Annotated in this window: 11 protein-coding genes; 2 read left to right on the plus strand and 9 right to left on the minus strand. The window is 64.1% G+C overall.

Features of this window, described 5'->3' with window-relative positions:
• Positions 1 to 14: 14 nt before the first annotated feature.
• Both PSV40_RS13110 and PSV40_RS13115 read left to right on the plus strand, forming a co-directional pair.
• Complete coding sequence (locus PSV40_RS13110; RefSeq protein ID WP_300538234.1) at positions 15 to 602, plus strand: SH3 domain-containing protein; 588 nt, start codon at positions 15 to 17, stop codon at positions 600 to 602.
• 16 nt (positions 603 to 618) lie between these two features.
• Positions 619 to 1689 carry a M48 family metalloprotease gene (locus tag PSV40_RS13115; RefSeq protein WP_300538236.1) on the plus strand — a complete coding sequence of 357 codons (1071 nt, stop codon included), beginning with the start codon at positions 619 to 621 and terminating at the stop codon, positions 1687 to 1689.
• 407 nt (positions 1690 to 2096) lie between these two features.
• Here the strand turns inward: PSV40_RS13115 and PSV40_RS13120 are convergent, their stop codons facing one another.
• From PSV40_RS13120 to PSV40_RS13160, 9 genes are all read right to left on the minus strand, one after another.
• A complete protein-coding gene (locus tag PSV40_RS13120) occupies positions 2097 to 2969 on the minus strand; it encodes a DMT family transporter (protein ID WP_300538324.1) in 873 nt (290 codons plus the stop codon).
• A gap of 78 nt (positions 2970 to 3047) precedes the next feature.
• Entirely contained in the window at positions 3048 to 4658 is a 1611-nt protein-coding gene (locus tag PSV40_RS13125) for a gamma-glutamyltransferase family protein (RefSeq protein ID WP_300538238.1), read from the minus strand.
• A 56-nt stretch (positions 4659 to 4714) separates the two neighbouring features.
• Positions 4715 to 5710 carry a tripartite tricarboxylate transporter substrate binding protein gene (locus tag PSV40_RS13130; protein ID WP_300538241.1) on the minus strand — a complete coding sequence of 332 codons (996 nt, stop codon included), beginning with the start codon at positions 5708 to 5710 and terminating at the stop codon, positions 4715 to 4717.
• A 100-nt stretch (positions 5711 to 5810) separates the two neighbouring features.
• Positions 5811 to 7322, minus strand: a complete 1512-nt coding sequence (locus tag PSV40_RS13135; protein WP_300538244.1) for a tripartite tricarboxylate transporter permease — start codon at positions 7320 to 7322, stop codon at positions 5811 to 5813.
• Positions 7323 to 7332: 10 nt separating this feature from the next.
• On the minus strand, positions 7333 to 7821 hold the full coding sequence (locus PSV40_RS13140) for a tripartite tricarboxylate transporter TctB family protein (RefSeq protein WP_300538247.1): 489 nt from the start codon (positions 7819 to 7821) through the stop codon (positions 7333 to 7335).
• Between the two features lie 126 nt (positions 7822 to 7947).
• Positions 7948 to 9753 (minus strand): GspE/PulE family protein, encoded by a 1806-nt coding sequence (locus PSV40_RS13145; protein ID WP_300538249.1) that lies wholly within the window; start codon positions 9751 to 9753, stop codon positions 7948 to 7950.
• Between the two features lie 56 nt (positions 9754 to 9809).
• Complete coding sequence (locus tag PSV40_RS13150; RefSeq protein ID WP_300538252.1) at positions 9810 to 10592, minus strand: spermidine synthase; 783 nt, start codon at positions 10590 to 10592, stop codon at positions 9810 to 9812.
• Between the two features lie 4 nt (positions 10593 to 10596).
• Entirely contained in the window at positions 10597 to 11097 is a 501-nt protein-coding gene (locus tag PSV40_RS13155) for a DNA-deoxyinosine glycosylase (protein WP_300538255.1), read from the minus strand.
• Positions 11091 to 11939, minus strand: coding sequence for a TatD family hydrolase (locus tag PSV40_RS13160; RefSeq protein WP_300538257.1), 849 nt, complete (start codon positions 11937 to 11939; stop codon positions 11091 to 11093). Before PSV40_RS13160 ends, PSV40_RS13155 begins: the two co-directional genes overlap by 7 nt.
• Positions 11940 to 12003 lie beyond the last annotated feature (64 nt).

Below are 12003 nucleotides of genomic sequence, written 5' to 3' on the forward strand. Positions count from 1 at the left end.
AAAGTTGATGGGCCATGATACTGAGTAAATCCAGGCGTGTTCACTGGCTGGGCTCTTGCGTCCTCCTGCTGGGCAGCGCCCTGGCCCATGCACAGACCGAGGCGGTGCTGGTCAAGCGCGCCGCCGAATTGCGCGAGGCGCCGGGGGAAACATCGCGCAGCGTGGCCCCGCTGGCGGCGCGCACGCCGGTCACGCGCTCGGGTGCGCGCCAGGGCGCGTGGATTCAGGTGCGTACCGCCGAAGGCGCCAGCGGCTGGGTTCACATGTTCGACGTGGCCCCGGCCAGCAGCGGCGCGGCACCCAGCGCCGGCGCCAATGCGCTGCGCGGCCTGACCAGCTTCTTCAACAAGGGCAGCGCCCAGGGCGCAACCACCACCGCCACGTCCACCGTGGGCATACGCGGGCTGGGCGCGGAAGACCTGGCGCGCGCGCAACCCAACATGGCGGCGGTGGCGCAAGCCGATACGCTGCGCATGGATGCCGACCAGGCCCGCCAGTTCGCCAGCGCGGCAGCACTCAGCAGCCGGCCGGTGGACGCCCTGCCCGACCCGGCGCCGGCGCCGCTGCAAAACGCCGGCCCCACTGGTAATCACAACAACTAGAACGGGACATCCGATCATGAAGCTGCCCCACCTTTCCCCCCAGCCGGCCTGGCTGCTGCCGCTGGCCCTGGCCGCCGGTCTGGCCTGCATGCCGGCGCACGGCCAGGACGCCGGCAAGGCCCTGAACCTGCTGGGCTCCTTTCTGCGCCAGGCCGCCCCTGCCGAAGCGCCGGCGCCAGCTCAGCCGACCTCGCCCGGGGGAGTTCTGGGAAACATGCTGGGCGCCAGCTTCGCGCCGGCCGGCGCTGGCCAGGCGTCCCGCGCCGGTGACCTGATCGGCCTGCTGTCGCAGTCGCTGGAACAGATTGATGAACCGAAGGAAATTGAAATCGGCCGCCAGCTGGCCGCCGTGCTGCTGGGCAGCAAGCCGCTGCATCCCGACATGGCGCTGCAGCGTTACGTCAACCAGCTCGGGCGCTGGATCAGCCTGCAGTCCTCGCGGCCGCAACTGCCCTGGACTTTTGTGGTGCTGGACGATGCCGGCTTCAACGCCTTCGCCGCCCCCGGCGGTTATGTGTTCGTGACCAAGGGATTGGTCGAACGTGTTGCCGACGAGGCCGAGCTGGCCGGCATCCTGGCGCATGAAATCACCCACGTGACCGCCAGACACCACCTGCAGGCGATTGCCAAAACCGCGCGGGCCGGCCTGCTGACGCAGGTCATCGGCTCGCAGGTCAAGGGCGAACTGGCGGGCGCGGTGTCGGCCCAGTTTCTCAACCTGGGGCGTGACCTGTATTCACGCGGACTGGACCAGACCGATGAATTCGATGCCGACCGCAGCGGTGTGGCGCTGGCCGCGCGCGCCGGTTTTGACCCCTATGGCCTGGTGGCGGTGTTGCAGCAGCTGCGCACCGCCACGCCCGACAACCCGCTGTTTGCGCTGTCCCTGAGCACCCACCCGCCGGCGCAGCAGCGGCTGGACCTGCTGGAGCAGGCCATGGGCAACCGGATGGACGGCTTGAGCGGACAGCAGGCCGTCACTGTGGCGCAGCGCATGGAACGGCTGGCGGCCGCACGCACGGCCAGCCGTGCCGATGTGCCAGCGGTCACCGCGTCGAGCGGGCGGCGAGTCCCGGCGAAAAAGTAAGGTCGGATTTTTCAGCGTTCTGGCGGAGCCTGTCGAAGCCTTTGCGAGCTTGCACGGCTGTGGGTCTTCAGACAAGCCGGGTCTTGCCCCGGCGGGCGACTCACTTTCTCTTGCTTCGCCGGCCAAGAGAAAGTAAGCATAGAGAAGGCGACCCGATGGTCTGGGTCCCCTGCGCTGCGCTTCGGGGCAACCTCCGGTGCTTGGTAAAAGCGGGAGCTCGCTCGAACTCGGCTTCGCCTCAGACAATCGCGAGCCCTTGTCCGCTTTTGCCTGCGCTCCTCGGCCCAGCCCGACGGGTGGGGGCCGAATACGGAAGCGGATACGGGGATAGGGGTGGGAGTGGGGAGCCACTCCTACTGTCAAAAGCGAACCGGGAACGGAGCGTGATGCAAAAAGCCGCACGACGATTACTTGCCCGCGCGGGAAAACACAAAAATCCCCGCAATCACCAGCACCGTCCCCGCCGCCACCCAGGCGGTGAACGGCTCCCCGAGAATCAGCACGCCCATCAAAATGGTGGACATCGGGCCGACCATGCCGGTCTGCGCGGCCATAGTGGCGCCTATGCGCTCAATGGCCATCATCACCATCAGCACCGGGGCCGCCGTGCACAGCGTGGCATTGAGCACCGAGAGCCAGAGCACTTCGGGGGCAACAGCCGCAGCGCTGAGTGGCCTGAGCAGCAGGAATTGCAGGATGCAGCACAGGCAGGCCACCGTGGTGGCCAGTCCGACCAGACGCAAGGCGCCCAGGCGCTTGACCATCTCGCCGCTATAGACCAGGTAAAGCGCATAACTGACGGCGCTGAGAAAGACCAGCAGCGCGCCCCAGGCGGCCTCCGGCCCCAGCAGGGTGATCTCGTGGCCGAAGACCAGCACCACGCCGCTGTAGCTGATGGCCATGCCCATGATTTGCGGCGAAGTGATGCGCCTGCGGTACAGCACCAGACCCAGCAGCAAGACCAGCGTGGGGTTCAGGTAGAGGATCAGCCGCTCGAGCGAGGCGCTGATGTAGGCGAGCCCGGCAAAGTCCAGGAAACTCGCCAGGTAATAACCGGTGAATCCGAGCCAGAGCACACCCAGCCAGTCCTTGCGGGTCAGGGCCGCCTTGCCCCGGCTGGCCCACCAGGCCATCACGGCAAAGATCGGCAGCGCAAACAGCATGCGGTACATGATCAGCGTGACCGCATCGACGCCGTAGCGGTAGGCGAGCTTGACGATGATCGCCTTGCCGCTGAAGGCGATCGCGCCGAACGTCGCCAGCAGCAACCCGGTCGCTATGCTTTTAGGAGCTGTCTGCGCCCGTTGGTCCTGGGCTGGAAGTGTTTTTTGCTCTGAACTTCTGGACAAGTGGATTTTTTAGAAACCGACGGCCTGGCCGTCGCGCCGGCTGTCGCTGGCCGCCACATAACCCTCGACCTTCGGATCGCCGGCGCGGCAGATGAACTGGCCGGCGCCGAAGTCCTGGTAGGAGTCGTTGATGACTTCCATGCGGTGGCCGCGGTCCGACAAGGCCTGCACGGTTTGCTGGTTCATCGCCGCTTCGACATTGATTTCAAAACCGGCGTTGTAGCGCCAGCGCGGCGCATCACAGGCAGCCTGCGGGCTCTGTTTGTAGTCGAGCATGCGCACCAGCGTCTGCATGTGGCCCTGCGGCTGCATGTTGGCGCCCATCACGCCATAACTCATTACCGGTTGCCCGTCTTTCGTGAGGAAGGCCGGGATGATGGTGTGGAAAGGCCGCTTGCCCGGCGCCACCTGGTTCGCGCCGGCCTGCACGCTGAACGCGTGGCCGCGGTTTTGCAGGCTGATGCCGAACTCGGGCTCGACACAACCCGAGCCAAACCCCATGTAGTTGCTCTGGATGAAGCTGACCATCATGCCGTCTTCGTCGGCCGCGGTGAGGTAAATGGTGCCGCCCTTGACCGGGTTGCCGGCGCCGAAGTCCTGCGCTTTTTTCATGTCAATGAGTTTGGCACGGGAGGCGAGGTAGCTGTCGTCGAGCATTTGATCGACGCTCACCTCCATCGACGATGGCTCGGCCACGTATTTGTAGACGTCGGCAAACGCCAGCTTCATCGCCTCGATCTGCAGGTGCTGCGAATCCACCCCGTCGACTGCCAAGCCGGCCACATCGAACTTGTCCAGGATGCCCAGCGCAATCAGTGCCGAAATGCCCTGGCCGTTCGGCGGAATCTCGTGCAGCGTGTAGCCGCGGTAGTCCTTGCCGATGGGCTTGACCCACTCCGGCTGGTAGGACGCAAAGTCTTTGGCCGTCAGGCTGCCGCCGTTTTGTGCAGAGAATTTTTCAATCGCCTGCGCGATCTCGCCGCCGTAATACGCCGCACCCTTGCTCAGAGCGATCGCCCGCAACGCCCTGGCGGCGGCCTTGAACTGGAACAGCTCGCCCACATTGGGCGCGCGGCCCCAGGGCAGAAAGGACTGGGCAAAACCGGGCATCGATTTCAGTTCGTTGGTAGCGGCCGCCCACTTCTGCTGAACCACCGGCGGCAGCAGGTAGCCCCGCTCGGCAATTTCGATCGCGGGCTCCATCAGGTCGGCAAACGGCAGCCGGCCAAAACGTTCGCTCATGGCCACCCAGCCGGCCACGGCACCTGGCACGGTCACCGAATCAAGGCCGCGTTTGGGCGGGGTGGCGGCGCCGTCGCCGTATTTGCGCTTGAAGTAGTCAGGTGTCCAGGCCTGCGGTGCGCGGCCCGAGGCATTGAGGCCATGCAGCTCCTTGCCGTCCCACAAGATGCAGAAGGCGTCACTGCCCAGACCGTTGCTGACCGGCTCGACGATGGTCATGGCAGCGGCCGCGGCAATGGCGGCATCCACCGCGTTGCCGCCATTGAGCAGCATGCGCAGCCCCGCCTGCGCGCCCAGCGGGTGCGAGGTGGACACCACATTGCGGGCAAACAGGGGGATGCGGGTAGAGGTGTAGGGATTGCTGTAGTCGAAGTTCATGAATGGCTCTGAAAAAGGAAGGGCTGGCGCCAGGCCCTGGCGCCGGTGAAACGCTGTCAGTCGGTGGTGATTTTGCGTTCGGAAATGATTTTTTTCCACTTGGCGTTGTCGGTCCTGACCATCGCCGCAAAAGCCTGCGGCGTGCCGCCGGTAGGCTCGGCGCCCAGCCGGGCAAAACGCTCTTTGACATCGGGGTCGGCCAGTGCCGCATTGAGCGCCTGGTTCACCCGGGCCGTCAGTTCGGCATTCAGCCCTTTGGGGCCGTACACGCCAAACCAGGTCACCGACTCGAAGCCCGGCAGGATCTCGGACACCGTTGGCAGATCAGGCGCGAGCGCGGTGCGCTTGAGGGTGGTCACCGCCAGGGCGCGCAGCTTGCCATCCTTGACGTGCGGCATGCCGGTCACAAAGGAGTCGAACAGCACATCTAGCTTTCCGCTGATCAGGTCCGGCATGGCCAGCGCCGTGCCGCGGTAAGGGATGTGAAGAATGAAGGTGCCGGACTGCGCCTTGAAGTACTCGGTGGTCAGGTGCACGATGGTGCCGTTGCCGCTGGACGCGTAGTTCAGCCGCCCCGGATTTTTTCGCGCATGGGCGATGAACTCCTGCATGGTCCTGGCCGGCGAGGAGTTGGGCACCAGCACGACGTTGGGCGAACTGGCGACGTAGGCGATCGGCGTGAAATCCGTCTCGGCGTTGTAGGGGATTTTCGGGTTGATGGCCGGCCCGATGCTGTGGGTGCTCGAGGTCGCCAGCAGCAACGTGTAGCCATCGGGCGTGGCCTTGGACGCAGCATCGGCGCCTATGGTCCCGCCGGCGCCCGGCCGGTTGTCGACCACCACGGTCTGGCCGATTTTTTCACCGAGCTTCTGCGACAGCGCACGCGCCAGGATGTCAGTCGCTCCGCCCGCCGGGAAAGGCACGATCATGCGGATCGGTCGCGCGGGGTAAGCCGCTCCAGGAGCCGCTGCAGAAGTCTGCGCCGCGGCGGGCAAGGCGGCGGCCACCGCAACACCGGCCACCGTCATGAAAATGATATGTCTAAGTTTCATTTCGCCATTGTGCAACGGTTTTTCGGCTGACAGGGTTTGAACTGTTTGACCTGAAAAAAAGGCACCCGAAGGTGCCTTTTTGCTGTACTTCATCGAAGCGTCACTCTTCCACAAAAGCCTCTTCGCGTTTGCTTTTCACCGAAGGCAACAACACGATCACCAGCAGCAGCGCCCCGGCGGCAAGCAGGCCGGCAGACAGCGGACGCGTCACAAACACGCTCCAGTCGCCGCGCGAGAGCAGCAGCGCACGGCGCAGGTTCTCTTCCATCATGGGGCCCAAGATGAAACCCAGCAGCAGCGGCGCAGGTTCAGCTCCGAGCTTGATGAAAACATAACCAATCACACCGAAAATCGCCACCATCCAGATGTCCCAGGTGTTGTTGTTGGTCGAATAAACACCAATCGCGCAGAACAGCACAATCGCCGGGAACAGCAAGCGGTAGGGGATGGTCAGCAGCTTGATCCAGATGCCGATCAGCGGCAGGTTCAGGATCACCAGCATGGCATTGCCGATCCACATCGAGGCAATCAGGCCCCAGAACAACTCGGGATTGCTGGTCATGACCTGGGGGCCGGGCTGGATGTTGTGGATCGTCATCGCGCCCACCATCAGCGCCATCACGGCGTTGGGCGGAATGCCCAGCGTCAGAAGCGGGATGAACGACGTCTGCGAGCCTGCGTTGTTGGCAGATTCAGGGGCGGCCACACCGCGGATATTGCCCTGGCCGAATGGCACTTCACCAGGACGGCCCTTGATCTTCTTCTCAAGGGTGTAGGCGGCAAAAGCCGACAGCAAGGCGCCGCCACCAGGCAGGATGCCGAGGGCCGAACCCAGGGCCGTACCACGCAACACGGCCGGGGCCATGTCCTTGAAATCCTGCTTGGTCGGGAACAGGCCGGACACCTTGGCGGTGAAGACCTCGCGTTCATGCTCGGGCTGGGACAGGTTACTGATGATTTCACCGTAGCCAAACACGCCCATGGCGATCACGACAAAACCGATGCCGTCGGTCAGTTCAGGCACATCAAAGCTGAAACGTGCGACGCCGGAGTTCACGTCGGTGCCGATCAGGCCCAGCAGCAGACCCAGCACAATCATGCCGACCGCCTTGAGCAACGAGCCGGAAGCCAGCACCACGGCGCCGATCAGGCCCAGCACCATCAGGGCAAAGTATTCTGCCGGGCCGAACTTGAAGGCCAGTTCGGTCAACGGCGGCGCGAAGGCCGCGATGATCAGCGTGCCCACGCTGCCGGCAAAAAATGAACCGAGTCCGGCGGCGGCCAGCGCCGGCCCCGCGCGCCCCTTCCTGGCCATCTGGTAACCGTCGATACAGGTCACCACGGACGACGACTCACCGGGCAGGTTCACCAGGATGGCGGTGGTCGAACCACCGTACTGGGAGCCGTAATAAATGCCGGCCAGCATGATCAGCGCGGAAACCGGTGGCAGCGCGTAGGTGGCCGGCAGCAGCATTGCGATGGTGGCCACAGGGCCGATGCCCGGCAGCACGCCAATCAGCGTCCCCAGCACGCAGCCAAAAAAGGCGTACATCAGGTTGATCGGCGTGAATGCCACGCTAAAACCCAAGGACAAATTTGCAATCAGATCCATTTTATTTTCCTTAGCCGGTGATGAAGGACGGCCACACCGGGAACTGCAGTTTCAGCGCCAGAACAAAGGCGATGTAGCTGCCGACGGCCAGCACCGTAGCGAGGATGAGGGTGGTCTTGAATTTCCAGCCGGCTTCCGCCATGCTGGCAACAAAGGTCAGGGCGTAAATCGCCACAATCATGCCGAAGGCCGGGAACTTGATGGCGGGCAGGCCCGCCAGCAGGATGCCGAAAATAACGTTGGCGGAAATCACGAAGATCAGCGGCTTCCAGGCAATCTTGCCGATCTTGCCACCGCCCTCCGTTTCAACCACCAGCGCGGTGAAGGTGATCGCGGCGCCAATGACGGCCAGCAACACACCCAGCATCAGAGGGAAGTAGCCGGGGCCCATGCGCGCGCCCGTACCCACGTTGTAAGTACTGGCGCCCCATGCGAATGCGCCTCCGACGGCCATGAACATCAGGCCGCAAAAAAAGTCTTTTTGACTCTTGATATTCACGGTTTGTCTCCTCTAACTAAAGAATGAATCGGTGGATTGTGCATGCAATTGCCCCTGAAGGGGATGTGGCTTTCACTTACGCAAAAAAGGGGCAGAAAAAGCCGCCTGTCCCGGCCGGGACAGGGTTCAGGACATCGGCGGTGTCGTGGAAAGGATTTCCTCGATGGTGGTCAGGCCCTCCGCCACCTTGAGCGCGCCCGCCAGCCGCAGCGGCCGCATGCCGTCGGCCACGGCCTGGCGCCGCAACGCGTCAATGCTGGGCTCTTTGGTGACCTTGTCCTTGAAGGCTTCGGTCACCGTCAGCAGTTCATACAGCCCCATGCGGCCCAGAAAACCGGTCATGCGGCAATCGACACAGCCGGCCGGCTTATAAGGCTGGTAGGCACCGTTGATCTGCCAGGGCTTGACGATTTCGGTGAGCGTTTCGCGCGAACTGCCTTCGTCTTTTTCGCGGCACTGCGGGCACAGCGTGCGCACCAGGCGCTGCGCCAGGACACCCAGCAAGGTGGCATTGATCAAATAGGATGGCACACCGAGCTCCATCAGGCGCGACACCGCCGAAGGCGCGTCGTTGGTGTGCAAGGTGCTGAAGACCAGGTGGCCGGTCAGCGCGGCCTGCACCGCCATCTCCGCAGTCTGCAGGTCGCGGATCTCGCCGATCATGATGATGTCCGGGTCCTGCCGCATCAGCGCGCGCAGGCCTTCGGGGAAATCGAAATCGAGGTGCGCCTGCACCTGGGTCTGGTTGAAGGCCGGCTCGATCATCTCGATCGGGTCTTCGATGGTGCTGACGTTGACCTCTTCGGTGGCAATGCGTTTGAGCGTCGAATACAGCGTGGTGGTTTTGCCCGAACCGGTCGGCCCGGTCACCAGCACGATGCCATAGGGCCGCTTGACGAGTTGCTCCCAGCGCGTCGCGTCGTGCTGGGAAAAGCCCAGTGCGTCGAGGTTCTTGACGGTGGTGTCGGGGTCAAAAATCCGCATCACCATTTTTTCGCCGAAGGCCGTCGGCAAGGTGGAAAGCCGCATTTCGATTTCGTCGCCGCGCGGATTGCGCGTCTTGATGCGCCCGTCCTGGGGGCGGCGCTTTTCGACCACGTCCATGCGGCCCAGCAGCTTGATGCGCGCCGTCATCGCGTTGTGCACCCCCATGGGCAGCTGGTAGACCGGGTGCAACACCCCGTCAATCCGGAAACGGATCACGCCCTGGTCGCGCCGCGGCTCAAGGTGGATGTCGCTGGCGCGCTGGTCAAAGGCGTATTGCCAGAGCCAGTCCACCACCTGCACCACGCCCTGATCGTTGGCATCGAGCTGCTTGTTGGTTTTTCCCAGCTCCACCAGTTGTTCGAAACTGGCGGCGCCGGCGTTGCCGCCGGCCTTCATCGCCGCTTTCACCGATTTGGCCAGCGCGAAAAACTCGGCGGTGTACCGGGCAATCTCCAGCGGGTTGGCCACCACCAGGCGCACACTACGCTTGGCCTGGCGCTCGACCTCGGAGACCCAGTCGGTGACGAAGGGCTCGGCGGTCGCCACCACCACCTCGGACGCGGTGACCTGCACCGGCAGCACCTTGTGGCGTTCGGCATACACGGCCGACATGGTGTCGGCCACCTTGCCCACGTCCACTTTCAGCGGGTCGATGCGCAGGTAGCCCAGGCCGGCCCGGCCGGCCAGCCACTGGGCAATGGTTTCAATGTCGAGCGGCTTGCCGTCGGCCACGCGGGTCATGCTGACGCTGGCCAGCCGGATCAGCGGGTGCTGCGCGCTCTGCACCTGCGAGCAGCGTGCGATTGTTCGTTGCGCCTCGGCCGCCGAGATCACCCCGTCGTCACTGAGCCATTCCACCAGCCGGCGCCAGTCCAGCGGCCCGGCCGGGGCGGCGGACCGGGTGCTGGATTCGGGGGGGTGTTTGGGAGGCACGGCGGCACGCATGCAGGCACTTTAACTGATCGCACCACCCTTGCGGCGCAGAACTTCTCGGGTAAGTCTCAGCAAACGGGTTTGAAGAGCCTCAGCCATTTTTTGGCGGGCAGGCCAAAGCGGGACTCGATCACCTCGGCCCTTTGCGAAAGCTCCGCCCGCTCGGGCCGGGTCGGCTCACGTTGCGCCGCCACGACGGTATTGCCCTCGCGCGTCGGCTTGAAGGCCCAGACGGACTCGGGGCCGAAGACCTCGGCGATTTTTTCCAGCGAGCTGATGTAGCTGGAGTCGCGCCCGAACAAATTGACCGTCATGACGCCGTCCTCGCTGAGCAGCTCGCGGCAATCCGTGTAGAAGTCCGCGCTGTCGAGCACCGGCGCCGCCGCTTCATGGTCGTACAGGTCCACCTGCAGCGCGTCCACCGTGCCGCAGTGTTCCGCCTTGCGGATTTCCTGCGCGGCGTCGGCCACGATGACCTTCAGGCGCAGGTCATCGGCGGGGAGCTTGAACCACAGCCGGCAGGCGGCCAGCACCTGCGGGTTGAGCTCGATGGCCGTGGTTTTCATCTTCAGTTTTTTGTAGCAGAACTTGGTCAGCGCTGCCGACCCCAGACCCAGCTGCATCGCATGTCGCGCGGCCACCGTGCCCGGCTCGGCGAACAGCAGCCAGACCATCATGCGCTGGACATACTCCAGTTCGATGTCGAAAGGTTTGTCCAGCAGCATGGACCCCTGCACCCACTCTGTACCCAGATGCAGGTAACGGACGTCGCCGTAATCGGAGAAATTCACCTCGGGCAGTTCTGCCTGTGGAAGCTTGTTGATGTTGATGCTGGTTTCTTTGCGGGCCATCGGTTCAATCGGTCAATCTGTGTTTTTCAAATACGTCGCGCCAGGCAGCGAGTTTGCGCTCAAACGACCAGGAGGCATTCGCCGGGCTGGTGGAAGGCAATTTGTAAACGGGCAAACCCAGCAGCGCGGTGTGCCGGGCATGTTTGAAACTCTCGCCTCCGTTGTGGACGATGGCGTCCAGCGCCGGGCACCGGACCAGCATTGCTGCGAAATCGTTGACCACCGGGTGGCGGATGCGGCTGTCCAGACTGCCCTCGCGTTCGCAGGAGGCATACACGTCCCAGACGCCCAGCTGCCTGTCCAGCAGCCATTTGCTACGACTTTGATAGCTGTTTGCGCCCGCTGGTAGTGGGCTGGAGGGCCAAATGGCTTGCAGAATTTTCCAGAAATGGTTTTGGGGATGGCCGTAGTACTGCTGCGCCGCCAGCGAGGCCACGCCGGGGAAACTGCCGAGGATGAGCACGCGGGTCCGGCTGCTGACCAGCGGCGCCAGACCGGTCAGCATGCGGACAGGGCCTGCAGCCCGGGCAGCGCCGCGCCGGCATTGGCCGTGGTCGCCAGCGTGAGGGCATCAACTGTCATGCCACGCAGTTCAGCCACCACGGCGGCGATGCGCGGCAACTCGGCCGGCTCGTTGCGCCCCTGGGCCTGGCCCTCGCCGCGCTGCTGCGCCGTGGCGTACAACCAGTGCGGCGGAATGTCCGGCGAGTCGGTTTCCAGCACCAGCGCCTCCAGCGGCAATTCTGCCGCCAGGCGCCTGAGCTGCCGCGCCGGCTCAAAAGTGACGGCCCCGCCAAAACCGAGCTTGAGGCCCAGCTTGAGGAACTCATCGGCCTGTTGCCGGCTGCCGTTGAAAGCGTGGGCAATGCCGCGCCAGCCTTCCTGCGGCGCGAGTTCGCGCAGATGCTTGAGCAGCTTGTCGGCGGAACGGCGCACATGCAGGATCACCGGCAGGCCGTGTTTGCGTGCCAGCAGCAGCTGCTCGCGGTAGAAAAACTCCTGGCGCTCGCGCAAGGGACTTTGTGTCAGGGCCGGCACAAAATAATCGAGCCCGATTTCGCCCACCGCGACCAGTCGGGTGTCGGCTTTTCGCAGGGCGAGTTCGGCGTCGAGCAAGGCCAGGTCGCCATCTGTCGCCTGGCCGACAAACAGCGGGTGAATGCCCAGCGCGTAGCTGTCCCCAAAATCGTGCGCCAGCGTGCGTACGGCCGCAAAGTTAAACACCCCGACCGCCGGCAAAACGCAATGCGCCACGCCCGCGGCCGTCGCCCGCGCCCGCACGGCGACACGGTCCTTGTCGAATTCGGCGGCATCAAGGTGACAGTGGGTATCTATCCAGCGGGTCATTTTTCAATGATGCCTGATCGCCGGCCAGCAGCGATGACCCCACGGATGCCTGAAGAATGTGCAG

This window comes from Polaromonas sp. (assembly GCF_029945925.1).
Lineage (GTDB): Bacteria > Pseudomonadota > Gammaproteobacteria > Burkholderiales > Burkholderiaceae_C > Polaromonas.

Excerpts from the sequence above, each read along its gene's own strand:
- PSV40_RS13125 (WP_300538238.1), bottom strand. The coding sequence starts at position 4,658 with ATGAACTTCGACTACAGCAATCCCTACACCTCTACCCGCATCCCCCTG.
- PSV40_RS13145 (WP_300538249.1), bottom strand. The coding sequence starts at position 9,753 with ATGCGTGCCGCCGTGCCTCCCAAACACCCCCCCGAATCCAGCACCCGG.
- PSV40_RS13135 (WP_300538244.1), bottom strand. The coding sequence starts at position 7,322 with ATGGATCTGATTGCAAATTTGTCCTTGGGTTTTAGCGTGGCATTCACG.
- PSV40_RS13160 (WP_300538257.1), bottom strand. The coding sequence starts at position 11,939 with ATGACCCGCTGGATAGATACCCACTGTCACCTTGATGCCGCCGAATTC.
- PSV40_RS13155 (WP_300538255.1), bottom strand. The coding sequence starts at position 11,097 with ATGCTGACCGGTCTGGCGCCGCTGGTCAGCAGCCGGACCCGCGTGCTC.
- PSV40_RS13150 (WP_300538252.1), bottom strand. The coding sequence starts at position 10,592 with ATGGCCCGCAAAGAAACCAGCATCAACATCAACAAGCTTCCACAGGCA.
- PSV40_RS13130 (WP_300538241.1), bottom strand. The coding sequence starts at position 5,710 with ATGAAACTTAGACATATCATTTTCATGACGGTGGCCGGTGTTGCGGTG.
- PSV40_RS13110 (WP_300538234.1), top strand. The coding sequence starts at position 15 with ATGATACTGAGTAAATCCAGGCGTGTTCACTGGCTGGGCTCTTGCGTC.
- PSV40_RS13115 (WP_300538236.1), top strand. The coding sequence starts at position 619 with ATGAAGCTGCCCCACCTTTCCCCCCAGCCGGCCTGGCTGCTGCCGCTG.